This is a genomic window from Streptomyces sp. NPDC051207, from assembly GCF_040682395.1.
Classification (GTDB): domain Bacteria; phylum Actinomycetota; class Actinomycetes; order Streptomycetales; family Streptomycetaceae; genus Streptomyces.
The window spans coordinates 1-23,665 of the sequence record NZ_JBFBAX010000008.1 but is presented as its reverse complement, the minus strand read 5'-3'; the positions used below and the strand labels follow the sequence as shown (position 1 = coordinate 23,665).

16 protein-coding genes and 1 pseudogene are annotated in these 23,665 nt (G+C 73.1%); 10 read left to right on the top strand and 7 right to left on the bottom strand.

Features of this window, described 5'->3' with window-relative positions; genetic code table 11:
• Positions 1 to 2 precede the first annotated feature (2 nt).
• On the top strand, positions 3 to 1,349 hold the full coding sequence (locus tag AB0M97_RS10490; protein ID WP_365960377.1) for a sugar ABC transporter permease: 1,347 nt from the start codon (positions 3 to 5) through the stop codon (positions 1,347 to 1,349).
• Complete coding sequence (locus AB0M97_RS10485) at positions 1,346 to 2,254, top strand: carbohydrate ABC transporter permease (protein ID WP_365960376.1); 909 nt, start codon at positions 1,346 to 1,348, stop codon at positions 2,252 to 2,254. The genes AB0M97_RS10490 and AB0M97_RS10485 overlap by 4 nt, the downstream gene beginning before the upstream one ends.
• Positions 2,255 to 2,338: 84 nt before the next feature.
• Here AB0M97_RS10485 and AB0M97_RS10480 read toward each other — a convergent pair whose 3' ends face one another.
• Positions 2,339 to 2,752, bottom strand: a complete 414-nt coding sequence (locus AB0M97_RS10480; protein ID WP_365960375.1) for an organic hydroperoxide resistance protein — start codon at positions 2,750 to 2,752, stop codon at positions 2,339 to 2,341.
• A 119-nt stretch (positions 2,753 to 2,871) separates the two neighbouring features.
• On the opposite strand from AB0M97_RS10480, the gene AB0M97_RS10475 reads away from it, so the two are divergent.
• The 3 genes from AB0M97_RS10475 to galE all read left to right on the top strand — a co-directional run bounded on the left by AB0M97_RS10475 (position 2,872) and on the right by galE (position 6,117).
• On the top strand, positions 2,872 to 3,375 hold the full coding sequence (locus AB0M97_RS10475; protein ID WP_365960374.1) for a MarR family transcriptional regulator: 504 nt from the start codon (positions 2,872 to 2,874) through the stop codon (positions 3,373 to 3,375).
• Positions 3,376 to 3,432: 57 nt separating this feature from the next.
• Positions 3,433 to 5,073, top strand: coding sequence for a glycosyltransferase (locus AB0M97_RS10470; RefSeq protein ID WP_365960373.1), 1,641 nt, complete (start codon positions 3,433 to 3,435; stop codon positions 5,071 to 5,073).
• A 63-nt stretch (positions 5,074 to 5,136) separates the two neighbouring features.
• The gene (gene galE, locus AB0M97_RS10465; protein WP_365960372.1) at positions 5,137 to 6,117 is read left to right on the top strand and encodes a UDP-glucose 4-epimerase GalE; all 981 of its coding nucleotides are present in this window, start codon (positions 5,137 to 5,139) and stop codon (positions 6,115 to 6,117) included.
• Positions 6,118 to 7,110: 993 nt separating this feature from the next.
• Here the strand turns inward: galE and AB0M97_RS10460 are convergent.
• Positions 7,111 to 7,737: a TetR/AcrR family transcriptional regulator gene (locus AB0M97_RS10460; protein ID WP_365960371.1), complete on the bottom strand. Its 627-nt coding sequence runs from the start codon at positions 7,735 to 7,737 to the stop codon at positions 7,111 to 7,113.
• 220 nt (positions 7,738 to 7,957) lie between these two features.
• Between AB0M97_RS10460 and AB0M97_RS10455 the strand changes: the two genes are divergently transcribed.
• From AB0M97_RS10455 to AB0M97_RS10440, 4 genes are all read left to right on the top strand, one after another.
• Positions 7,958 to 8,881 carry an ABC transporter permease gene (locus AB0M97_RS10455; protein ID WP_365960370.1) on the top strand — a complete coding sequence of 308 codons (924 nt, stop codon included), beginning with the start codon at positions 7,958 to 7,960 and terminating at the stop codon, positions 8,879 to 8,881.
• The gene (locus AB0M97_RS10450) at positions 8,874 to 9,806 is read left to right on the top strand and encodes an ABC transporter ATP-binding protein (protein ID WP_365960369.1); all 933 of its coding nucleotides are present in this window, start codon (positions 8,874 to 8,876) and stop codon (positions 9,804 to 9,806) included. Before AB0M97_RS10455 ends, AB0M97_RS10450 begins: the two co-directional genes overlap by 8 nt.
• Before the next feature lie 108 nt (positions 9,807 to 9,914).
• Positions 9,915 to 12,125, top strand: coding sequence for a CDP-glycerol glycerophosphotransferase family protein (locus AB0M97_RS10445; protein WP_365960368.1), 2,211 nt, complete (start codon positions 9,915 to 9,917; stop codon positions 12,123 to 12,125).
• On the top strand, positions 12,122 to 13,783 hold the full coding sequence (locus tag AB0M97_RS10440) for a glycosyltransferase family 2 protein (protein ID WP_365960367.1): 1,662 nt from the start codon (positions 12,122 to 12,124) through the stop codon (positions 13,781 to 13,783). Before AB0M97_RS10445 ends, AB0M97_RS10440 begins: the two co-directional genes overlap by 4 nt.
• A gap of 222 nt (positions 13,784 to 14,005) precedes the next feature.
• Here AB0M97_RS10440 and AB0M97_RS10435 read toward each other — a convergent pair whose 3' ends face one another.
• From AB0M97_RS10435 to AB0M97_RS10420, 4 genes are all read right to left on the bottom strand, one after another.
• Positions 14,006 to 15,439: a hypothetical protein gene (locus AB0M97_RS10435; RefSeq protein ID WP_365960568.1), complete on the bottom strand. Its 1,434-nt coding sequence runs from the start codon at positions 15,437 to 15,439 to the stop codon at positions 14,006 to 14,008.
• A gap of 230 nt (positions 15,440 to 15,669) precedes the next feature.
• Positions 15,670 to 20,613 carry an NAD-glutamate dehydrogenase gene (locus AB0M97_RS10430; RefSeq protein ID WP_365960366.1) on the bottom strand — a complete coding sequence of 1,648 codons (4,944 nt, stop codon included), beginning with the start codon at positions 20,611 to 20,613 and terminating at the stop codon, positions 15,670 to 15,672.
• A 460-nt stretch (positions 20,614 to 21,073) separates the two neighbouring features.
• Entirely contained in the window at positions 21,074 to 21,739 is a 666-nt protein-coding gene (locus AB0M97_RS10425) for an HAD hydrolase-like protein (RefSeq protein WP_365960365.1), read from the bottom strand.
• 49 nt (positions 21,740 to 21,788) lie between these two features.
• Positions 21,789 to 22,304 carry a hypothetical protein gene (locus tag AB0M97_RS10420; RefSeq protein ID WP_365960364.1) on the bottom strand — a complete coding sequence of 172 codons (516 nt, stop codon included), beginning with the start codon at positions 22,302 to 22,304 and terminating at the stop codon, positions 21,789 to 21,791.
• A 332-nt stretch (positions 22,305 to 22,636) separates the two neighbouring features.
• On the opposite strand from AB0M97_RS10420, the gene AB0M97_RS10415 reads away from it, so the two are divergent.
• Positions 22,637 to 23,272 carry an Rv3235 family protein gene (locus tag AB0M97_RS10415; RefSeq protein ID WP_365960363.1) on the top strand — a complete coding sequence of 212 codons (636 nt, stop codon included), beginning with the start codon at positions 22,637 to 22,639 and terminating at the stop codon, positions 23,270 to 23,272.
• A 151-nt stretch (positions 23,273 to 23,423) separates the two neighbouring features.
• On the opposite strand, the pseudogene AB0M97_RS10410 reads toward AB0M97_RS10415, so the two are convergent.
• A pseudogene (locus AB0M97_RS10410) lies at positions 23,424 to 23,665 on the bottom strand (transposase); the annotation flags it as partial.

The window sequence follows — 23,665 nt, the reverse complement described above, 5'->3', positions numbered from 1 at the left end:
CGATGACGTCGGACACGGCGGCAGGGGCCCCCCAGGCCCCTGCCGCTCCCAAGTCGCGCAAGAGTGTGATCGGCACCCGGCGGACCGTGGCGGCGCTGTTCCTGCTGCCCGCTCTGCTGCTGCTGGGCGCGCTCGTGGTCTACCCGATCGGGTACTCGGTCGTCCGCAGCTTCTACGACCAGTCCGGCGGCGGCTTCGCCGGTTTCGACAACTACGAGGCCCTGTTCACGGACGAGGGCATCCGCACCGCGCTGCAGAACAACATCGTCTGGGTGGTGTTCGCGCCGACGGTGGCGACCGCGCTCGGCCTGATCTTCGCGGTGCTGACCGAACGGGTCCGCTGGGGCACGGCGTTCAAGCTGGTCGTCTTCATGCCGATGGCGATCTCGATGCTGGCGGCGGGCATCATCTTCCGCCTGGTGTACGACCAGGACCCGGACAAGGGCGTGGCGAACGCGGTGTGGGTGGGCGTGCACGACACGTTCGTCCAGTCGTCGGCGTTCCCGAAGGCGCACCCGGGCCGTGATTCGCCGCTCCGGGCGGCGGGCGGGGGCGCGTTCGCCACCAAGGAGCCGGTGCGGGCCGGCCAGACGGTCGTCCTGCCGCTCGTCGGTGTCGCCCCGGACCTGATGCCGGACGGCGCGGAGAGCGCCGCGCCGCCGAAGGCGGAGCCGGGCAGGATCACCGGCACCACCTGGCAGGACTTCACGCGCGGCAAGGGCGTCGGGCAGCTCAACGGCGTCGACGCGTCCGAGCTGGGCTACGCCGGGATGCGGATCGAGGCGGTCAAGGACGGCAAGGTCGTCGCGTCGACGACGGCGGCCGGCGACGGCACGTTCACGCTGCCCGCGTCGGCGGACGGGGCGCTGCTGCGGCTCCCGGCGGACAACTTCAAGCAGGCGTACAACGGTCTCGACTGGCTCGGCCCGTCGCTGGTCACCCCGGCGATCATCGGCGCGTACATCTGGATGTGGGCCGGTTTCGCGATGGTGCTGATCGCGGCGGGGCTGGCGGGCATCCCGCGGGAGCTGCTGGAGGCGGCCCGGGTCGACGGGGCGACCGAGTGGCAGGTGTTCCGGCGGGTCACGGTGCCGCTGCTGGCGCCGGTCCTCGCGGTCGTCGCCGTCACCCTGATGATCAACGTGCTGAAGATCTTCGACCTGGTCTTCATCATCGCGCCGGGCTCCTCGCAGGACGACGCGAACGTCCTCGCGCTGGAGCTGTACCGCAAGGGCTTCTCCGAGGACCAGCCGGGCATCGCCAGCGCCATCGCGGTGTTCCTGCTGCTGCTGGTCATTCCCGTCATGTGGTTCAACGTCAGGCGGCTCAGGCGGGAGGTGCGGCGATGACCGCGGACACGGGTGTCACCAAGGCGCCGCCGCCCGGCACGTCCGCCAAGCCGGAGCGGTCGCTGGGCGCGCGGCTGGCCGAGGGCGTCAGCGGCGGACTGCTGCGGGTGTTCCTGATCGTCGTCGGCCTGTTCTGGCTGGTGCCGACGATCGGCCTGCTGCTGTCCTCGCTGCGCACCCCGGAGGACATGAACGAGAGCGGCTGGTGGACGGTGTTCACCGAGCCCGCCGAGCTGACCTTCACCAGTTACGAGAAGCTGCTGGAGAACGGCGACATCACCGACTCCCTGGTGAACACCGTGCTGATCACGGTGCCGGCGACGGCGCTGGTGGTGGTGATCGGCTCACTGGCCGGGTACGCGTTCGCGTGGATGGAGTTCCCGGGCCGGGACTGGTGGTTCCTCGCCGTGGTGGGGCTGCTGGTGGTGCCGGTGCAGGTGGCGCTCATCCCGATCGCCGAACTCTTCGGCAAGCTCGGCATCTTCGGCTCCATGATCGGTGCGATCCTCTTCCACGTCGGCTTCGGCCTGCCCTTCGCGGTGTTCCTGCTGCGGAACTTCTTCGCGGAGATCCCGCGGGAGCTGCTGGAGGCGGCCCGGCTGGACGGCGCGGGCGAACTGCGGCTGTTCGTCCGGGTCGTGATGCCGCTGGGCGGTCCGGCGATCGCCTCGCTGGGCATCTTCCAGTTCCTGTGGGTGTGGAACGACATGCTGGTCGCGCTGATCTTCACCGACTCCGGGAGCCAGCCGATCACGGTCGCCCTGCAGACGCAGGTACGGCAGTTCGGCAACAACATCGACGTGCTGGCGCCGGGCGCCTTCATCTCGATGGTGGTCCCGCTGGCGGTGTTCTTCGCGTTCCAGCGGCAGTTCGTGTCCGGCGTGATGGCGGGCGCGGTCAAGTAGCCGTCGCGGCGGCTGTGTCGAGGGGGCGGGCCGTCACCGGGCCGCCCCCTCGGGCATGCCCGCTCGTCGCGGTTGCCGGATCCGTCACTCGATGACGAGGTCGACCGGGATGTTGCCGCGGGTGGCCTGGGAGTAGGGGCAGACCTCGTGGGCCTGCTCGACCAGCTTGCGGCCGGTCGCCTCGTCCACGCCCTCCGGCAGCTCGATGCGCAGGGTGACCGCGAGCCCGAAGCCCGCGCCCTGCCTGCCCAGGCCGACCTCACCCGTGACGGCGGCGTCACCGATGTCCACCTCGGCCTGCCGGCCGACCAGGCCGAGGGCGCTGGCGAAGCAGGCCGCGTACCCGGCGGCGAACAGCTGCTCGGGGTTGGTGCCCTGGCCGTTGCCACCGAACTCCACCGGAGGGGCGAGCCGCACGTCGAGCTTGCCGTCGGAGGTGTAGGCACGGCCGGCGCGGCCGTGGGTGGCGGTGGCGACAGCGGTGTAGAGCGCGTCCATGGATGAACCATCCCTCTCGGTCGTGTTCCGGCGGCCTCGCCGGCCGCCTCACGACCATGAGTAGAGCACACAATATAATTGTGCGCAATCAAATAGCGCGCCAGGGCTACCCTGGAAGGATGACCCCGACCTCCGCCCCCGCCCCCGCCCCCGACCCCGCGACCGCGAGCGCGACCGACGCGGACTGGCTCCGCCTGGACCGCCAGATCTGCTTCTCCCTGCACGCCGCCTCGCGCGCCTTCAACGGCGTCTACCGCGTGGCCCTCAAGGACCTCGGGCTGACGTATCCGCAGTACCTGGTGATGCTGGTGCTGTGGGAGCACGGGGAGCTGCCCGTCAAGAGGCTCGGCGAGCACCTCCGCCTCGACTCGGGCACGCTGTCCCCACTGCTCAAGCGGCTGGAGGCGGCCGGCCTGGTGATCCGGGAGCGCAGCGCGCGCGACGAGCGGTCGGTGCGGGTGCGGCTGACCGGCGAGGGCACCGCGCTGCGGGAACGGGCGGCCCGGGTGCCGCGCCGGATCGCGGAGGCGACCGGCTTCGGCGCCGACGAGATCCGCGCCCTGCGCGCCCACCTGGACCAACTCACGGCCGCGCTGGACGCGGCGGCGGCGACCACCACGTAACACCACGTTCGCCAGCCTTTGTGGCGTTTTGCCCGGGGATGCCGATGATGGACGTGTATGAGCATCCACGGCACCGACCCCACGTTCCTCACCGACCCCGCGGCCCCCTGCGCCCCCGTCGGGGTGGTCGGTGTGGTCGTCATCGGCTACGACGACGCCGCGCACGTCGCCGACGCCGTGCGCTCGGCTCTCGCGCAAGGGCCCGCCGTCCGTGAGGTCGTCGCCGTGGACGACTGCTCGACGGACGGCAGCGCCGAGCTGCTGGCCCGCCTCGCCGGGACCGAGCCGCGGCTCAGGGTCGTGCGGCGGCCGGTCAACAGCGGCGGCTGCGGCAGCCCCCGAAACACCGGCCTCGACGCGGTGACCACGCCGTACGTGATGTTCCTCGACAGCGACGACGTACTGCCGCCCGGCGCCGTGGACGCGCTGCTCACGGCGGCGACCGAGGAGCGCGCGGAGGTCGCGGGCGGGCTGTGCGTGCGCCGAGAGCTGCCCTCGGGGCGCGAAGTGCCGTGGCAGGGGGCGCTGTACGCGGCGCGCGCCGTCGTCACGCGCCCCGCGCGGCGCCCCCGGCTCGTCCACGACACGCTCTGCGTCAACAAGCTCTACCGCACCGCCTTCCTGCGCGAGCACGGCATCCGCTTCCCCGAGGGCCGCTTCCGCTACGAGGACGTCGTCTTCACCGCGCGCGTGCTCGCCGCCGCCCCGCGCATCGTCCTCGTCCCCGACCGGGTGTACGTGTGGCACGTGCGCCGGTCCGCCGAGCGGCTGTCGATCTCCCTGGACCGCGCGGACATCACCAACTGGCAGGCACGCACCCGGGCCTGCCGGACGGCGTACGAGATCCTGCTGGGCGCCGGGCAGAAGAGGCTCGCGCGGGCGGCGCGCGCCAAGTTCCTCGACCACGAGCTGCGCATGTACGTCCGCGAGCTGGGCCTGCGCGACCCGCACTACCGGCGCGCGTGGTGGGAGCACACGCGGGCGCACCTGGCGGAGTACGACGCGGCGGACTGGTCGCGCGGGCCCGGCGCCCCCGGCCGGCTGATCGGCCGGGTGGTGCTGGCCTCCCCCGAGCCGCGCGACCTGCCCCGGCTGCGGGAGCTGGCGGCCCGCCCGGCGCGCCTGTGCCCGCCGTACGCGCGCGCCGCCGACGGCACGCCCGTCTGGTCGGCCGACCTCCCGCAGGTCACGCTGGAGCCCCTGCTGACGCGTCCGGTGCGGTTCCTGCCCGTCGCCGTCGACGCGGAACTGCGCCCGCGGGCCCGCGCCGCCCCGCTGCGGCTGCGCCTGCACGAGCTGTACGGGAGGCTCGCGCCGGCCGGCCCGGCGACCGTCGAGGTGCGGTGGCGGCGTCGCGAGGACGGCGCCGTCGCGGCCCGCCGCACGGCGGCACTCGTCCCCGCCGCGCCCGGCACCTGGACGGCACAGACGACCCTGGACCCGGCCGCGTTCGGCGCGGGCACCTGGGAGTTGCGGCTGCGGCTGCGCTTTCGCGACGGCGCGAGCCGTGAGGTGACGGCGCACGCGCTCACGGGCAACGGCCGGCTGCGCCGACGCGCCGTTGTGAGCCTGCGGCACGGTGTCGTACTCGTCAGGCCGTACGCCACGAACTCCGGCTCGCTCGCCCTGCGGGTGGCGCCCGGCGTGCGCGGCGCGGGGGCCGTCGTACGCGGAAGGCTCCGGCGCCTGCTTCACTGAGGGCGAGCTGCCCGACCGCGCAAGCACCACCCGAACGGGCCAACACACGAGGGGACGGCCGACATGACCTGGCTGATCACCGGCGGCGCCGGTTACATCGGATCGCACGTCGTACGGGCGATGACCGAGGCCGGCGAGCGGACGGTCGTGTACGACGACCTGTCCACCGGCATCGCCGAGCGGGTGCCCGACGGCGTTCCGCTGGTGGTCGGCTCGATCCTGGACGGCGAGCGGATCGCCCGCGTCCTCGCGGACCACGGCGTCACCGGTGTCGTCCACCTGGCGGCGAAGAAGCAGGTCGGCGAGTCGATGGACCTGCCGCTGGAGTACTACCGCACCAACGTGGAGGGCCTCAGGGTCCTGCTGGAGCAGGTCACGGCGGCCGGGGTGGCGTCGTTCGTGTTCTCCTCCTCGGCGGCGGTGTACGGCATGCCGGACGTGGACCTCGTCACGGAGGACACGCCGTGCGCGCCCCTCTCGCCGTACGGCGAGACCAAGCTGGCCGGCGAGTGGCTGCTCCGCGCGACGGGCCGCGCGACCGGCCTGGCCACCGCGTCGCTGCGCTACTTCAACGTGGCGGGCGCGGCGGCACCGGAACTCTCCGACACCGGCGTCCACAACCTCGTCCCGATGGTCTTCGAGCGGCTCACCGAGAAGGCGGCCCCGCGCATTTTCGGCGACGACTACGACACCCCGGACGGCACCTGCGTCCGCGACTACATCCACGTCGTCGACCTGGCGGAGGCCCACCTCGCGGCGGCCCGCGCCCTGCGCGCCACCCCCGGCCGCGACCTCACCCTCAACATCGGGCGCGGCGAGGGCGTCTCGGTGCGCGAGATGATCGACCTCATCAACGCCGTCACCGGCTGCGACCGCCCCCCGGCGGTCACCCCGCGCCGCCCCGGCGACCCACCCCGAGTCGTGGCCTCCGCCGACCGCGCCGCCACCGAACTGGGCTGGAAGGCACGGCACGACGTCCAGGACATGATCACCTCAGCGTGGCAGGGCTGGACCCTCCACCATCCGGAGGCGACCCGGGACTGACTGGGCCACCGACCAGGGCGGCCAGCTCTGGTGACGGACGGTGGTCGCCGACGGGCGGCGGGCGGCGCGATACGGGTCGCCTGCGGGTCGCGGGCGCGCGATACGGATCGCCCGGCCGGGGGGTGGCGGACGGCGCGATACCGGTCACCGCGGCGGCGGGCGACCACGCCCGTCATTCGGCGGCGGCGGGCGGGGCGGCTGCGCCCGTCGGTCCGCGAGCGGCGGGCCGCCCGATCCGTCATTCCGCGGGCGGCGGGCGGCGGGCGGCGGGCGGCGGGCGGCCACGATCCGTCATCCCACGGGCGGCAGGCAGCTGCGCCCGTCATTCCCGGGCGGCAGGCTGCCAGGTCCGTCTTTCTGCGAGCGGCGGGCGGCGGGGAGCTGCACCCGTCGGTCCGCGAGCGACGGGCGGCCGGGTCCGTCTTTCCGCGAGCGGCGGGCGGCCACAGCCGTCATTCCACAGACGGCGGGCAGTTCCGCCCGTCATTCCCGGGCGGCGGGCGGGCGGCGGGGTCCGTCTTTCCGCGGGCGACGGGCGGCCGCGCCCGTCATTCACGGGCGACGGGCGGCCACAACCCGTCATTCCGGGCGGCGGGCGCCCACGCCCCGTCATCCCACGAGCGGCAGGCGGCCCGATCCGTCATCCCACGAGCGGCAAGCGGCGCGATCCGTCATCCCACGGGCGGCGGACAGCTACGCCCGTGAATCCCGGGCGGCGGCGCCCACGACCCGTCATTCCGCGAGCGGCGGGGACGGCCAGGTCCGTCATTCCGCGGGCAATCGTGCCGCTGGGGCGGCACGGGTGGGCGCGGGCGGCAACCCGTCAGCGCCGGGCAGCGCACCCCCGAGACGGCAACCACAACCCCGGCCACCAACCCACTCCGAGACGCCCACCACAACCCCGGCCGCCACCCCACCCCGCGACGCCAACCACAACCCCGGCCACCACCCCACCCCCGAGACCCGCACCCCACCCCGCCCAGCCGACGGCAGTCACAGCGCTCGCAGGGCCCCCGCCGTAGCCCGGGTCAACGCCTCCAGGTACCCCTTCCCGGGCCGCGCCCCCCGCATGACCACCGACCGCCAGTACAGCGGCCCCGAGATCAGATCGAGCGCCAGCTCGTGATCGAGCCCCGCCCGCAGCTCCCCCCGCCGCTCCGCCGCCGTCACAATCCCGCTGGCGACACCGCTCTGCCCCTCCCGCAGCGCCTTCTGCAACGCCTCCGCGATCTCGGGGTTGCGCGCCGCCTCGGCCTGCAGATCGGGGATGACCTGCGAGGCGACGGGATGCCGTAGCGCCCGCGCGGTCACCTCGTAGAGCAGCCGCAGATCCCCCTCCAGGCTGCCGGTGTCCGGCGCGGGCAGCCCCTGCGCGGCGACGGCCGACACCAGGTCCAGCACCAGGTGCAGCTTGGAACGCCACCGGCGGTACACCGCCGTCTTGCCGACCCCCGCGCGCCGCGCGATCCCCTCGATGGACATCCGCGCGTAGCCGACGGCCGCCAGCTCCTCGAAGACGGCCGCCCGGATGGCTTCCGTCACGTCCGCCCGCAGCACGGCCGCCCCCGCGGGGGCCCGGCGGCGCGGACGCGGCTGGGGCTCGTCAGCGTTCGTCTCCATGCGGCCAGCATAGGCCGTAGCGACGATACGGCCCCGTCCTCACGCTCCCCCTCAGCAACGCCCTCGCGCACCCCAACCCCAGCGAGCCCTCGCGTCACGACGAAACGGTTGCGTCCCGACGCCCAAACGGCCTACGCTCCCGTTGCGACGATACGGTCCCGTCCCGACGTAGCGACAAAGCCGACATCCACTCCCGCCCGACCGACCGAAAGCAGCGGATGTGAGCCAGGTTCTCGACACACCGCCCCAGAAACCGGCCCCGGCACCCACCGGCCAGGATCTGGCGGCGCTCGCCGCCCGCCACGGCCTCACCGTCAGCGGCGCCCGCCCCTCCCTGCCGCAGTACGTGCGCCAACTGTGGGCGCGCCGGCACTTCATAGCCGCCTTCGCGACGGCCAAGCTGACCGCGCAGTACAGCCAGGCCAGGCTGGGCCAGGTCTGGCAGGTCATGACCCCGCTGCTGAACGCGGCGGTGTACTACTTCATCTTCGGCGTGCTGCTCCAGACCAAGCAGGGCGTGCCGGACTACGTGCCGTTCCTGGTCACGGGCGTGTTCGTGTGGACCTTCACGCAGAGCTCGATCATGGCGGGCACCCGCGCCATCTCCGGCAACCTCGGCCTCGTGCGTGCCCTGCACTTCCCGCGCGCCGCGCTGCCGGTCTCGTTCTGCCTCCAGCAGCTCCAGCAGCTGATGTTCTCGATGGCCGCCCTCGCCGTGATCCTGCTGGTGTTCGGCGTGCCGGTCGCCGCGTCCTGGCTGCTGGCGGTCCCGGCGCTGACACTCCAGTTCACCTTCAACGCGGGCGTCGCCATGATCATGGCGCGGCTGGGCGCCAAGACACCGGACATCGCCCAGCTCATGCCGTTCGTGCTGCGCACCTGGATGTACGCCTCCGGTGTGATGTGGAGCATCGACCACATGGTCAGCCGCCACACCGACCTGCCGGGCTGGGTCCTGCCGGTGCTCCAGGCCAACCCGGCCGCCGTCTACATCGACCTGATGCGGTTCGCGCTGATCGACAGCTTCCACGCGGACCGGCTGCCCGCGCACGTGTGGCTGACCGCGACCGGCTGGGCGCTGCTGGCCGGCGTCGGCGGCTTCATCTACTTCTGGAAGGCTGAGGAGACCTACGGCCGTGGCTGACAGCACCGAGGACCGCGTTCCCACCGTCATCGCCGACCGCGTCGACATCGTCTACCGCGTCAACGGCACCGGCGCCGGCCGCGGCTCCGCGACCGCCGCCCTCAACCGCATCCTGCGCCGCAGGCAGACCGAGAAGGCCGCCGGCGTACGCCGGGTGCACGCCGTGAAGGACGTGTCGTTCGTCGCGTACAAGGGCGAGGCCATCGGCCTGATCGGCACCAACGGTTCCGGCAAGTCCACCCTGCTGAAGGCGGTCGCGGGCCTGCTGCCCGTGGAGAGCGGCCGCATCTACACGGGCGGCCAGCCCTCCCTGCTCGGCGTCAACGCCGCCCTGATGAACGACCTGACCGGCGAGCGCAACGTCCACCTCGGCGGCCTCGCCATGGGCATGACCCGCGAGCAGATCAAGGAGCGCTACCAGGAGATCGTCGACTTCTCCGGCATCAACGAGAAGGGCGACTTCATCACGCTGCCGATGCGGACGTACTCCTCCGGCATGGCCGCCCGGCTGCGCTTCTCCATCGCCGCCGCCAAGGACCACGACGTCCTGCTGATCGACGAGGCGCTGGCCACCGGCGACCGGTCCTTCCAGAAGCGGTCCGAGGCCCGCATCCGCGAACTGCGCAAGCACGCGGGCACGGTGTTCCTGGTCAGCCACAACAACAAGTCGATCCGGGACACCTGCGACCGGGTGCTGTGGCTGGAGCGCGGCGAGCTGCGCATGGACGGGCCGACGGAGGAGGTCCTGAAGGAGTACGAGGCGTTCACCGGCGGCGCGGACAAGGCACAGCCCAAGCCGAAGTCCAAGCCGAAGCCTGAAGCGAAGCCGGAGCCGGAAGGCAAGCCGCAGCCGCAGCCGCAGCCGCAGCCTGAACCGAAGCCGGAATCGGGACCGCAGCCCAAGACCGCCGCCGTCGGCTCCTGACCCCCACCGTTTCCCTCGCCAGGCCCAATCGGATTAACCCCTTCATCACATTGATGCCAGTATGACCGGACAGGCGCGTCTGGTGAGACGAGACGAAGGAGTCCCCCGATGCCCGAGCTCAGCGTCGTCGTCCACGGGCCCAACACCCAGGGCCACCTGGCCGAACTCCTCGACTCGCTCGCCGCGCGCCCCCTGCCCGGCGCCGAGGTCGTCGTGGCCGCCGTCGGCGACTGGGCGCAGGAGACCGCCGGGCACCACGCCTCCAACATGATGGTGCTGCCCCTGCCCGACGGCACGGGCGACGCGGCGGCCCGGGCGGCGGGCGCGGCGCGGGCCACCGGGCGCTGGCTGCACTTCGTCCACGCCAAGGACGGGCTGCCGGCCGGCGCCTCCCACACCCTCGCCGAGCGTGCCGCCGAACTGCCCGACACGGTGGACGTCATCCTCCTGGACCACGTCCGCAGCACCTGGCGCACCTCCGGCCTGCCCTCCCGGGACGGGCCGCTCCTGGCCCGCGCCGGGCGGGACCCGCTCGCCCTCGACGACTGCCCGCACCTGCTGTGCGTGACCCCGCTGCTGGGCAACCGCGCCGTGCGCGCCGGCTTCTGGCGGGCGCACGAGCGCCTGCTCGGCCCGGCGGACGACGGCGACGGCCCCGGCGAACCGTTCGCCGCGCTCGCCGCCCTCCTGCTCGCCGACCGCATCGCCTGCCTGCCGCACGCCGCCCTCGATGACCGCCGGCTGCGCCCCGAGAGCCTCCCGCCGCTCGCGCCCGAGGAGCACTACGCCCTGATCGACCGCTACGAGGCCCTGCTCGACCTGGCCGAGGGCCGCCGGACCGCCCAGGGCACGCTGTACGAGCTGATGGTCCGGGACTGTCTGCGCACCTTCGCGCGGGCCGGGATGCCGGACGCGGTGGCGCGGGAGTTCTTCCGGCGGGCGTCGCGTGCCGCGGTGCGCCGCAAGCCCGAGGGGCACCGGCGACCGCCCGGCCTCGAAGGCGTCCGCCGCGGCCTGCTGGAGGAGGGCGCCTGCACCAAGTACCGCGCCTTCCAGGCCGCCAACCGCACCCGCCGGGCCGCCAAGTCGGCCCTGCGCACCAGGAGACAGCAGGTCGGCGACCTGATCCGCGACCACCAGTACCGCAGGGCGCTCGGCCGGCCCGTCGACCCGGGCCTCGCCGTCTTCGCCGCCTACTGGAACCGGGGCGTCGCCTGCAATCCGGCCGCGATCGCCGCCAAGCTCGCCGAACTCGCCCCGCACGTCCACCCGGTGTGGGTGGTGACCGCGCGGAACGCCGCTCTGCTGCCGCCCGGCACGGACCACGTGATGCCCGGCACCCGCCGCTACTGGGAGGTGCTGGCGCGCGCCGCGTACCTCGTCAACAACGTCAACTTCCCCAACGCCGTGGTCAAGCGCCCCGACGCGATCCACGTCCAGACCCATCACGGCACCCCGCTCAAACGCATGGGCCTGGACCAGATGCCGTACCCGGCCGCCGCCAAGGGGCTGGACTTCCAGGCGCTGCTGGAGCGCGTCGACAAGTGGGACTACAGCGTCTCCGCCAACAGCCACACCACCCGCATGTGGCAGCGCGCCTACCCCTCCCGCTACGTCTCGCTCGACCACGGCTACCCGCGCAACGACGTGTACTACACGGCCGGCGCCGACGACATCCGCGCGATCCGCGCCCGCCTCGGCATCCCGCCCGGCCACCGGGCCGTCCTCTACGCGCCCACCCACCGCGACTACGAGGCCGGCTGGAGCCCCCGCCTCGACCTCGCCGCGCTCGCCGACCGCCTCGGCGGCACCACCGTCCTGCTGGTGCGCGGCCACTACTTCTACGAGGGCGCCGCCTCCCCGCTGACCGGTCTGCGCCGCACCGGCCGCATCGTCGACGTGTCCTCCTACGAGCCCGTCGAGGACCTGTGCCTGGCCGCCGACGCGCTGGTCACGGACTACTCGTCCATCATGTTCGACTACGCCAACCTCGACCGGCCCGTCGTCGTGCACGCCGACGACTGGGAGACCTACCGCACCACGCGCGGCGTCTACTTCGACCTGATGACCGACGCCCCCGGCCCGGTGGCCCGCACCCAGGAGGAGCTGACGGAGATCCTGGCGACGGAGGCGTGGCGGGACGAGTGCGCGGCGAAGGCGCGGGCCGCGTTCCGGCGCCGGTTCTGCGAGTACGACGACGGACGCGCCGCCGAGCGCGTCGTACGCCGTGTCTTCCTCGGCGAGCCCGAGGAGGCGCTGCCCCCGGTCCTGCCCCTGGAGCGGCGCACCCCCGCCCCGCGCCCCGAGGAGCTCGCATGACCGCCGACGTCACCGTCATCGTCATCGTCCACAACGACGCCGCCCGCCTGCCCCGGGCCGTGGCCTCCGTGCGCCGGCAGACCCACGCCGACCTCGAAATCGTCATCAGCGACGACCACTCCACCGACGACACCCCGGACGTGGCACGCCGGCTGGCCGCCGAGGACCCGCGCATCCGGTATCTGCGGCTGCCGCGCAACAGCGGCGGCTGCGGCGTGCCGCGCAACCGTGCCATCGCCGTGTCCCGGGCGCCGTACCTGATGTTCCTGGACAGCGACGACGAACTCACCGACGACGCTGTGGAGTTGCTGCTCGCCGCGCACCGCGAACGCGACATCGACTTCGCGATGGGCGCGGTGCGGCGCATCCGCGTGGACAGCGGCCGCCGCTCCACCTGGATGCCGCACCTGGTCGCCGAGCGCCGCACCCTCGACGGCATCGGGGCCGACCCGAGGCTGTTCTTCGAGCACCTTGCGACCAGCAAGATGTACGCCCGCGCCTTCCTCGACCGGCACGGCCTGCTCTTCCCCGAGGACATCCACTACGAGGACCAGCTGTTCTCGGCGCGCGCGTACTGCCTGGCCAGGGCGTTCACGATCATCCCGGAGCCGGTCTACCTCTGGTACGTGGCGCCGTACGCACCGCCAGGCGCGGCGTCGATCTCCAACCGGCGGGACCGGCTGGAGAACGTCCGCGACCGGGTGCGCGTCCAGCACCTCATCGACGCCTTCCTCGCCGAGAGCGGGCACGGCGCGCTGCGCCCGGACAAGGACTACAAGTTCCTCAAGCACGACTTCCGCATGTATGCGGGGGACCTGCCCTACCGGGACGATCAGTGGCTGGCCGCCTTCGCGGACATCGTCGGCCCTTACCTGGACACGCTCGACCCGGACGCCTTCGCCCGGCTGCCGCGCGCCGAACGCGTCGTCGTCCAGCTGATCCGCGACCGCCGGCTGCCCGAGGCCAGGCTCGCCGCCCGGGGCCTGGGTCACGGCGTGGCACCGCGGGAGGTGACGACGGACGACGGGGGCCGCACCTACTGGGGCGACCGGATCCCCGAGACGGACTGGGCGCGCCGCGAACTGGACGTGTCCGACCTGGAGCTGGACACCCGGCCGTTCCCGAGCGCCCAGTTCCGGCACGAGATCACGGAGTTCGGCCCCGGCCCCGGCGCCTGCGTCGACCTGGCGATCCGGACGTACGACCCCGGCCTGCGGCTTCCGGTCGGCCCGCAGCGCGCGGCCCTGCACCTCGCGCCCGGCGCGCGCCGCCTGATCATCCCTTTCCGCCTGTGCCCCGTGCGCCCCGGCGTCTTCGAGGGCCGGGTGCGGCTGGACCTGGCGGCGGCCCCGCTGCCGGTGCAGGGCTTCGACGGCGTACGCCATCCCCTGCTGCGCCTCACGCAGCGCGGCCTGAGCCACACCGGCCTGCTGCTCGCCCCGCTGGATTTCCCCACGCTGACGGCCCGCGTCGACTACCGCTCGGGCACCGCCCCGCACCGGGTCACCGTCGAACCGGAGGGCCACGCGCCCGGCCGCCTCCAGATCCGCTGGGTGCCGGTCGGCGTGACGGCACACCTGATCCGCCCCGTCGTACGCCGGGTGGCACGGCCCCGGCTGAAACGGGCGGCGCGGCTGGTGGCGGGGGCGCTGCGGTGACGGCCGGACGGCCTCGGGGGTGACCCCCTGACGGCGGCCTCGGGACCACTGACGGCCTCGGGATCCCTGACGGTCTCGGGGGCCTCTGACACCCTCGGCGGGGTGCCTCCTGACGGCCTCGGGGACCTCTGACACCCTCAGCGGGGGAGCCTCCTACGCCCCCGGGCCCCTGGCACCCTCGCGGGGTGGCCTCCTGACACCCCTCGGGGTGACGGCCGCCGGTCACCCGACCTCGTACAGCACCTGTCCGCCGGGCCCGCGGGCCACCTCCCGCAGGCCCGCGCCGGGCGGCCCCGCGCCCCGGTCCACCACCCACCGCACCCCGTACTCCCGCAGGATGGCCCGCCGCTCCCCGGCCGCCGTGCCGGGCGCGAAGTACCGCCGTACCGCCTCCTGCCGGGCCTCCTCGTCCGGCAGGAAGACGTCGGGATAGCCGGGGGCGACGGTGTAGGCGCCGTAGGCGGGGATCTGCCGGGCCGGGAAGGTCCGGGCCATGACGACATCTCCGTGGCGCACCCACGGCGTGATCCAGCCGTAGCCGGTCCACGGCTGCCGGTACTTCGCCGCGACCGCCTCCGGCAGCGCGTCGCGGGGCACGACGTATCCGGCGGTCCCGGCCTGCGTCCACGCGCCGACGGCCAGCGCGGCGGCCAGCAGGACCGCCCACCCGGCGCGGAGCCGACGCGGTGCCTCGACCGGCGCCAGCGCGGCGGCGAGCTGCGCCGGGATCAGCGCGGCGGGCAGGACCCGCCCCCAGGAGTAGTGGCCGGTCAGCCCGCCGGCGGCGAACACCAGCGCGCCCAGCGCGAAGAACAGCACCAGCGGGTCCCGGTGGTCGCGCCGCCACCGCGGGACGAGCGCGGCCATCCCGAGCAGCACCAGCCAGAACCGCGCGGGCAGGTCCCGGTACAGCGGCCGGTGCACGTGCTCCAGCTCCGCCCCGGCACCGAGCAGCGCGAAGAAGTCGTAGTACGGCCACAGCCACAGGACCAGCAGCCCCGCCCCCGCCCCGAGGACCCACCTCGTCCACCGGTGCCGCGCCGGCCGGGCCGCGAGGATCACGGCGAGTCCGCCCAGCGAGGCCACCACCCCGGTGAACTGGTGGCACAGCAGGATCACCCCCCACAGCGCCCCCAGTCCCGCCCAGGCCCCCCACCCGGCCGCCCCGCGCAGCGCCCGCGTCAGCCACGCCCAGAAGTGGAAGGCGAGCCCCAGGGCGAACACGCTCGGGTACGACACCGTCAGCGCGAGGGAGTTCAGGCCCAGGAAGCCGCTCCAGGCGAACGGGGCCGTGCCCCAGAGCAGCAGCAGGCTCAGCACGGCGAGCGCGGGCGCCGCCCGGTGCGCGCTCAGCGTCCGTGCGTACCGCCCGGCCCCCGTCACCAGCAGCGCCAGCCCGGCCAGCGCGCCGATGCGCAGCACGACGAACACGGACAGGCCGGTCAGCCGCGCGACGCAGCCGAGCAGCAGCGTCCACGGCGAGTAGTACGGGCTCGGGGTGTCCGCGGCGACGAGCGGGTTGCCGGGGTCGGTGAGGTCGTGGCGCAGGCGTTCGATCGTCGCCGCGTGCATGCCGAGGTCACCGGCCCACGGGAGCCGGACGACCACCGCGAGGAGCAGCAGCACCAGCAGCCCGGCCGCCGCCCCGGCGGTCAGCGCGGGTGCCGCCGCCGGACGGGACGCGGCCGGGGCGGTGGCCGGCCCGGCCGGTGCCCGCTTCGTACGGGAACGCCCAGGAGTCACCCCACCAGCCTCGGCCGCCCCCGGCGACTCCTCCACCGCAGCCGCGCCCGGACGGCCCAGGCGGGCCTCCGCTGAAGGCCCCGCACCCCGGGGGGCGCCCCGACCGGCTCGGCCCGGGGCGCCCCAGAGGTGCTGGGCCGGGACTACCGGTGCGTGCGCAGCAGCGTCCGCATCGTCCGCATCGCCACCGACAGGTTGGCCAGGTCGAACGACTCGGAGCCGCGGATCTCCTCCAGGGTGGTGCGGGCCCGGGAGAGGATCGCCGCGTTCTTCTGCTCCCACTGCTGGAACCGCTGCTCCGGCGTCGACGAGCCGTTGCCCACCGCCAGCACGTCGCCCGTGAGGGCCGCGTGCGCCGCGAACAGGTCCTCGCGGATCGCCGCACGGGCCATGGACTGCCAGCGGTCCGTGCGGGGCAGCTCGATGATGCGGTCCATCAGCTGCGAGATGTGCAGCCGGTCGCCGAGGTCGTAGTACACCTCGGCCACGTCCAGCGGCTCCTTGCCCATGCGGTCGGCGATCAGCACGATGTCCAGCGTCGGGAAGGCCGAGGAGAAGCCCGCCACCCGCGTGGCCAGCTCGTCGGGGACGCCCGCGGCCGTCAGCTCGTCGTGGATCTGCTGGTACCACTCCAGGTCCGCGCCCCGCAGCAGCTTCGGCAGCTGCGTCCACACCTGCTCGACGCCCTCGGCGAAGAACTCGACGGTCTCCGCCAGCTCCAGCGGCTGCGGCCGGTTGTTGAGCAGCCAGCGCGTGCCGCGCTCCACCAGGCGCCGCGAGTGCAGCCGGATCCGGGTCTGGACCGCGGCCTCGACCTTGTTGTCGAGGGTCTCCACCGCGTCCCACACCTCGTTGGACCGGAAGATCGCGCGGGCCGCGGTCTGCGCGCGGACGATCTCCTCCAGCGAGGCGCCGGTCTCCTCGCGCAGCCGGTGCAGATACGTCGTACCGCCCGTGTTGACCGTGTCGTTGACCAGGACGGTCGTGGTGATCTCGCGGCGCAGCGGGTGGTGGTCGATCTGTTCGCCGAATTCCTCGCGCAGCGGCGCCGGGAAGTAGGTGTGCAGCAGGCCGCGCAGATACGGGTCGTCGGGCAGCGAGGTGTGCAGCAGTTCCTCGGCGACCGTGATCTTCGTGTAGGCGAGCAGGACGGCCGTCTCCGGGCCGGTCAGGCCGTGCCCGACGGTGAGCCGCTCACGGATCTGCCGGTCGGTGGGCAGGAACTCGAGGGCCCGGTCCAGGTGGCCCTCGCGGACCAGGTGGCGCATGTAGCGCTGCTGGGCGTGGAGCATGTCCTTGGACTGGGCGAGCGCGTTGGCGATCGCCGTGTTCTGCGCGTAGTTGTTGCGCAGGACCAGACGGCCGACTTCGTCGGTCATCGCGGCGAGCAGCTTGTTGCGCTGCTTGACGGTCATGTCGCCGTCCGCCACGAGCCCGTTGAGCAGGATCTTGATGTTCACCTCGTGGTCGGAGGTGTCCACGCCCGCGCTGTTGTCGATGGCGTCGGTGTTGATCCGGCCGCCGTGCAGCGCGAACTCGATCCGGCCGAGCTGGGTCAGGCCCAGGTTGCCGCCCTCGCCGACGACCTTGACGCGCAGGTCCTTGCCGTCGACGCGAATGGCGTCGTTGCCCTTGTCGCCGACGTCGGCCTGCGACTCGGTGGACGCCTTGACGTACGTGCCGATGCCGCCGTTCCACAGCAGGTCGACCGGTGCCTTGAGGATCGCCTTCATCAGGTCGGCCGGGGTCATCTTGGTGACGCCCGAGTCGATGCCGAGGGCCTCGCGGATGTGCGCGTTGACCGGGATGGACTTGGCCGAGCGGGGGAAGATCCCGCCGCCCGGGGAGAGCAGTTCCGTGGCGTAGTCGGCCCAGGAGCTGCGCGGCAGCTCGAACAGGCGGCGGCGCTCGGCGTAGGAGACGGCCGCGTCCGGGTGGGGGTCGACGAAGATGTGCCGGTGGTCGAAGGCGGCGACCAGGCGGATGTGCTCGGACAGCAGCATGCCGTTGCCGAAGACGTCACCGGACATGTCGCCGATGCCGACGACCGTGAAGTCCTCGCTCTGGGTGTCGACGCCCAGCTCCCGGAAGTGCCGCTTGACGGACTCCCAGGCGCCGCGCGCGGTGATGCCCATGCCCTTGTGGTCGTACCCGGCGGAGCCGCCCGAGGCGAAGGCGTCCCCCAGCCAGAAGTTGTACGCCTGGGCCACCTCGTTGGCGATGTCCGAGAACGTCGCCGTGCCCTTGTCGGCCGCGACCACCAGGTAGGTGTCGTCCTCGTCGTGCCGGACGACGTCCGTGGGGGGCACGACCTCGCCGGCCACCATGTTGTCGGTGATGTCGAGCAGCGCCGAGATGAACGTCCTGTAGCAGGCGATGCCCTCCGCCATCCACGCGTCCCGGTCGACGGCCGGGTCGGGCAGCTGCTTGGCGACGAAGCCGCCCTTGGCGCCGACCGGCACGATCACGGTGTTCTTCACCATCTGCGCCTTGACCAGGCCGAGGATCTCCGTGCGGAAGTCCTCACGGCGGTCGGACCAGCGCAGCCCGCCGCGCGCGACCTTGCCGAACCGCAGGTGCACGCCCTCGACGCGCGGCGAGTACACCCAGATCTCGAACGCCGGGCGCGGCGCCGGGAGGTCGGGGATGGCCTGCGGGTCGAACTTCATGGAGACGTAGTCGTGCGGCTCGCCGCCCTGCGCCTGCTGGAAGAAGTTCGTGCGCAGGGTCGCCTTGATGACCGTCAGGAAGGCCCTGAGGATGCGGTCCTCGTCCAGGCTCGCCACCTGGTCGAGGGCGGCGTCGAGTTCCTCCAGCAGGGCGTCCACGATCTCGTGCCCGGCGCGCTGCCGCTCCGGCGACATCCGCGCCTCGAACAGCGAGACGAGCAGCCGGGTGGTGTGGACGTTGTTGCGGAGGGTGTCCTCCATGTAGTCCTGGCTGAACGTCGAGCCCGCCTGACGCAGGTACTTGGCGTACGCCCTGAGCACCATCGCCTGACGCCAGGTCAGCCCGGCGCTCAGCACCAGGGCGTTGAAGCCGTCGTTCTCCGCCTTGCCGTTCCAGGTGGCGGCGAAGGCCTCCTGGAACCGCTCGCGGGCGTCGTCGCCGAAGTGGTCGCCGCCGCTGAGCGACCGGGGCATGCGCAACCCGAAGTCGTAGATCCAGGCCACGCTGCGGTCCGAGGCGCGCAGCTCGTACGGCCGCTCGTCGACGACCTCGACGCCGAGCCGCTGGAGCACCGGCAGCACCGCGGACAGGGAGACCGCGTCGCCCTTGCGGTAGATCTTGAAGCGGCGCTCCTCGGGGGCGGCGCCCACCGGCTCGTACAGGCTGAGCGCGAAGTCCTTGCCGCTCTCGCCCGCCTTGAGCTGCTCCAGGTGCACGAGGTCGGCGACGGCCGCGCGCGGGGAGTGGTCGGCCTTGTAGCCCTCCGGGAAGGCGTCGCCGTACTGGCGCAGCAGCTCGGCCGCGCGCTCCTCGCCGCACTCGGCGTTCATCGCCTCGGCGAAGCCGTCGGCCCAGGAGCGGGCGGCCTCCACGAGCCGCCCCTCGATGCGCTCCTTGTCGGCGTCGGACAGCTCCGACAGCTCGGTGCCGGAGGGGACGCGGACCACGAAGTGCAGCCGGGACAGGATCGACTCGGTGTTCCAGGCGGTGAAGTCGACGCTGATGCCGCCCAGTTCCTCCTTGAGGATGTCGATGATCCTCAGCCGGACGCCGGTGGTGTAGCGGTCGCGCGGCAGGTACACGAGCGCCGAGTAGTAGCGCCCGTACTCGTCCTGGCGCAGGTAGAGGCGCAGCCGGCGGCGCTCCTGGAGGTAGAGCACCGAGGTGACGATGGCCTGGAGCTCGTCGACGGGCGTCTGGAACAGCTCGTCGCGCGGGTAGGTCTCCAGGATCTGCAGCAGGTCGCGCCCGTCGTGGCTGTTGGCCGAGAAACCGGCCCGGGTCAGCACGTCGGCGACCTTGCGCCGGATGACGGGCACCCGGCGCACCGACTCGGTGTACGCGGCGGACGAGAACAGGCCGAGGAAGCGCCGCTCACCGATCACGTTGCCGTCGGCGTCGAACTTCTTGACGCCGATGTAGTCCAGGTACGACGGCCGGTGCACGGTGGCGCGGCTGTTGGCCTTGGTCAGCACCAGCAGCTTGTGCTCCCGGGCCTTGGCGCGGGCGTCGGCCGGCAGCCGCTCGAAGGACGGGCTGACGGGGTGGGCCTCCTCCTCGGCGTGCTGCGGGTCGGCGCGCAGGATGCCGAGGCCGGTGCCGGGCACGGCGGCCAGGGAGTCGTCCTCGCGCAGCTGGTACTCGCGGTAGCCGAGGAAGGTGAAGTGGTCGTCGGCGAGCCAGCGCAGCAGCTCGCGGGCCTCCTCGACCTCGGGTTCGGCCAGGTCCCCGGGCAGCGGCTCGGAGGGCAGCGCCCCGGCGAGGCGGACGGCCGCGTCGCGCATCTTCTCCCAGTCCTCGACGGCCTCGCGGACGTCGGACAGGACGCGCAGCAGGTCGGCGGTGATCTGCTTGAGGTCGGCGCGGTCGGTCTCGCGGTCGATCTCGACGTGGATCCAGGACTCGGTGTGCGCGTCGTGCGGAAGCTCCCCGCTGGGCGGGGTGGCGAACACCTCGATCAGCTTGCCGGTGACGTCGCGCCGCACGACGACCTGCGGGTGGATGACGACGTGGATGCCGCGGCCCTGCCGGGTCAGCTCGTTCGTCACGGAGTCGACGAGGAAGGGCATGTCGTCGGTGACGACCTCGACGACGGAGTGGGTGCACGTCCAGCCGTTCTCCTCGACCGTCGGGGTGTGCACCCGCACGTTGGCCGTGCCCTGCGGGCGGTTCTCGGCCAGCCGGTAGTGGGAGACCGCGGCTCCGAAGACGTCGACCGGGTCGCGGTCGGTGAGGTCCTCCGGTGCCGTGTGCAGGTAGTAGCGCTGGAGGAACGCGAGCACGGATGCGTGGTCCGCACCGGATGTGCCCTCGCTCGTCTTCCCAGTCGGTAGGTGCCCCCCGACCGGGCTGTTCTCAGCTACCCGGGCGGCCCTCTCGAGCAGCTCGGCCTTTGCTTCGTCCAGCTTGGTCTGCATTGTCCTCTGACTCCTGTCGCGCGCCGTTGCGTGACGTAGAAGGAAGTACGGTCTCTGCCCTTGTGACGCGACGCCTCGGCACGGGGTGTCCGTCCTGTTCCGGCGCTGCGCCGCAAGGGGAGAGGAGCGGGGGCCTGTCAGCCGGTCGTGACGCGTCCGACGGGTGTGACGCTGCTGTGCGCGGCGCCACCGTCCCGCAGGAGTGCGGCGCCCCGGGGAACCTCGATGTCCCCTCCCGCCCGCGAAGACCAGCGACCGCCGCCCGGTCACGGATGTCGTCCGTGCGGCCCGGGCGCAGGGCAGGGGCGGCGGTGCCCCCGCGAGCTATCGCGCTGATCACGCCACCAAGGCTATCGCTCATGACAGGGGGCCCGTCATGAGCCGTATGTGTACAAAAGCAGGGGCGGAAGTTTGACGTTCTGCACAGAGGGGAGAGGTGCGGTCCTGTCATAGGGCAACGTCAGGCCGCGAGCCGCTCCGCCTCGGCGACCGCCTCCGCCAGCGTGTCCACCACCGGGACGCCCACCGCCTCCAGACTGACCCGGCTGTGCGATCCCCCCGTGTAGAGCACCGCCCGCGCTCCCACGTGCGCCGCGGCCAGCGCGTCGTCGGCGGCGTCCCCGATCACCACCGTGCGCGCCGGGTCGACGCCGGCGAGGGCGCCGAGGTGGCGCACCATGTGCTCGGCCTTGGTGCCGCCGGACGGCCCGGTCCGCCCGTCCACGCGTATGAAGTACGCCTCTATCCCGAAGCCCTTGACCAGCGGCAGCAGGTCCTCGTGCCCGTACATGCTCAGGATCGACTGGCTGTGCCCGGCCGACCGCCAGCCGGTGAGCAGCTCCGTCACCCCGTCGGCCAGCCCGCACCGCACCCGGTGCTCCGTGTAGTACCGGTGGAAGATCTCGTCCATGACCTCCCACTCAGCGTGGCTGGGCAGCCGCCCGAGCAGCCGCTCGTAGAACTTCGGCACCGGTACGCAGTACAGCTCCCGGTACTTCTCCAGCGTGATCGGTGTCAGGCCCAGCTCGGCGAAGGCCGCGTTCGTCGCTCCGATGATCGCGTCCAGGTCGTGGAACAGCGTCCCGTTCCAGTCCCAGACGATGTGTGCCCCTGTCTTCTTCCCCATGCCAAAAACGTACCCGCCGCCACTGACAATCGGGGAAACCGCAGGCCGGTCAGGTGCCGAGGCCGACCAGGCCGGGGATTTCCTGCGTGGCGAACCACAGCAGCTCGTGGTCCTCGGCACCGTCCACGACGAACTGCGCGTCGTCGTCCCCGGCGTCGGCCGCGGCCAGCGCCCCGGCGGCGGCGGTCACGTCCGCCTCCGCGTCGTCCGCGTCCACGTGCACCGCCGCCGCCTTGGCCAGCGGCACGGGCCCGGCCAGGCGCACCTCGCCGAGCGCGGCCGGGTCGAGGCCGCGGTCCGGGTCTGCGCTCGCCGTCCCGTCGGGCACGTCGACGGCGACCACGACCCGGCGCCGCGGCGCCGCGGCGTCGGCGGCGAGCAGCCGCAGGGAGGCGAGGGCGGCGCGGTTCAGCGCCGCGTACTCCAGTTCCTCGATGTCGTCGGAGAGGTACCACTCGCGCAGCGCGGGCGTGACCGCGTACGCCACCAGCGCCCCTGTCCCCAGCTGACCCGCCTTGTACGCCTCGGCGAGACCGGGGAGGGTCAAGGGGACGTAGACGCGCATGTCTGGCCGCTTTCGTCGTGGTCGTAGGGCTCGGCGGGACCCCTGGGAAGGGCGGTCCCGCGTCTCCCGGAGGGCCTTCAGGATACGTGCGCGAGCCCTCTTTCGGGTCCCTGCCCACGGGCCCCGAACCGTCCACCCCGGTCCACGGATTCACCCGGTACGCCCCCGGCAGTACGGGCCTCGGCACACCGGAGTCACCCGGACAAGTGAACCCTGCGGGCGCGCCACGCCGTCCCCGGCCTGCTTGCCCCCCGTGCCCATGTCCCCGTACAAGGTCACCCAACAACAAGTTACTGTCCGGTATCAATGCCGGCCTGCCGAACGGGGACCCCATGATCAAGGTCATGACCAGGAGCCGACGCCGCCCGTCCACGCGTCCGCCCGGCCGCCTCGACGCCCGCCGCCCGTCCGGTCCGCCGCCCCGCACCCCGGGCGGAGGCACGGCCCGCACGACGGCCCCGGACGACCGCCCACCGGGCACCCCGCGCGGCCCGGCCCCGAGGCCGGCCGACACCCGCCCGCCCACGGCCACCGCGACCACCCGCCCACCGACCACCATCGGCAGCCGCCCCGGCCGCCCCTCCGCCGTCCCCGCCCGCACACCCCGCAGGCCCGTCCCCGTCCCGCAGCCCCGGCCCACCGATCTCTTCGCCGACCGTCTCCTCGCCGTGCTCAGCGGCCAGCGCCCCGTGCACTGGATGCTCCGGCACACCGCGGGGCCCGCCTACGACGAGCTGATCCGCCTCGCCGAGCGCCGGCCGCTGCGCACCCGCGGCCCGCGCCCCGTCGTCCGCGACATCGGCTACTTCGAACCCCGCCCCGGCGCCATCGAGGCCTTCGCCCGCATCGGCGCCGGCGACCGGCTGCGTGCCATGGCCTTCCGCCTGGAGCAGGGCCCCGACCTGCGCTGGCGCTGCACAGCGGTCGAACTGGGCGGCCCCCGCCCGCCCCACACCACCGACGACTGACCAGCACCCACCACCCGGCCGGAAGGCCCGGGCCCGCCCATCACCGCTCACGCCAAGGCCCGGGCCCGACCGCCACCACGCACGCCGAAAGGCCCGGCCCGTCGCATGCCACGCACGACGAGGGGCCGGGCGCCCTCACAGATGCCGTTGGTTAATTCGGGCCTGGTTGCTTCGCCCCGTCGCTATGCGGCGGGGCGAAGTGCTGTCAGAGGGCTGGTGCGGGTGCGGGCTCGGGGCGTGTAGGTGAGCCAGGCGTCAATGCGGATGAGGTTGACGGCGGCGCCGGTTAGCTGGTGTTGAGGCTCGTCTTGGGCAGGCCGCGGTAGCGGGATCTGCGCAGGCCGCAGACTTGGACTGCCTGGGAGATGGTGCCTTCGATGCCGGCACGGATCT

What these genes read in the sequence shown, in the direction of transcription:
- AB0M97_RS10490 (WP_365960377.1), top strand. Translation starts at nt 3, where the DNA reads ATGACGTCGGACACGGCGGCAGGGGCCCCCCAGGCCCCTGCCGCTCCC.
- AB0M97_RS10485 (WP_365960376.1), top strand. Translation starts at nt 1,346, where the DNA reads ATGACCGCGGACACGGGTGTCACCAAGGCGCCGCCGCCCGGCACGTCC.
- AB0M97_RS10480 (WP_365960375.1), bottom strand. Translation starts at nt 2,752, where the DNA reads ATGGACGCGCTCTACACCGCTGTCGCCACCGCCACCCACGGCCGCGCC.
- AB0M97_RS10475 (WP_365960374.1), top strand. Translation starts at nt 2,872, where the DNA reads ATGACCCCGACCTCCGCCCCCGCCCCCGCCCCCGACCCCGCGACCGCG.
- AB0M97_RS10470 (WP_365960373.1), top strand. Translation starts at nt 3,433, where the DNA reads ATGAGCATCCACGGCACCGACCCCACGTTCCTCACCGACCCCGCGGCC.
- galE (WP_365960372.1), top strand. Translation starts at nt 5,137, where the DNA reads ATGACCTGGCTGATCACCGGCGGCGCCGGTTACATCGGATCGCACGTC.
- AB0M97_RS10460 (WP_365960371.1), bottom strand. Translation starts at nt 7,737, where the DNA reads ATGGAGACGAACGCTGACGAGCCCCAGCCGCGTCCGCGCCGCCGGGCC.
- AB0M97_RS10445 (WP_365960368.1), top strand. Translation starts at nt 9,915, where the DNA reads ATGCCCGAGCTCAGCGTCGTCGTCCACGGGCCCAACACCCAGGGCCAC.
- AB0M97_RS10440 (WP_365960367.1), top strand. Translation starts at nt 12,122, where the DNA reads ATGACCGCCGACGTCACCGTCATCGTCATCGTCCACAACGACGCCGCC.
- AB0M97_RS10430 (WP_365960366.1), bottom strand. Translation starts at nt 20,613, where the DNA reads ATGCAGACCAAGCTGGACGAAGCAAAGGCCGAGCTGCTCGAGAGGGCC.
- AB0M97_RS10425 (WP_365960365.1), bottom strand. Translation starts at nt 21,739, where the DNA reads ATGGGGAAGAAGACAGGGGCACACATCGTCTGGGACTGGAACGGGACG.
- AB0M97_RS10420 (WP_365960364.1), bottom strand. Translation starts at nt 22,304, where the DNA reads ATGCGCGTCTACGTCCCCTTGACCCTCCCCGGTCTCGCCGAGGCGTAC.
- AB0M97_RS10415 (WP_365960363.1), top strand. Translation starts at nt 22,637, where the DNA reads ATGATCAAGGTCATGACCAGGAGCCGACGCCGCCCGTCCACGCGTCCG.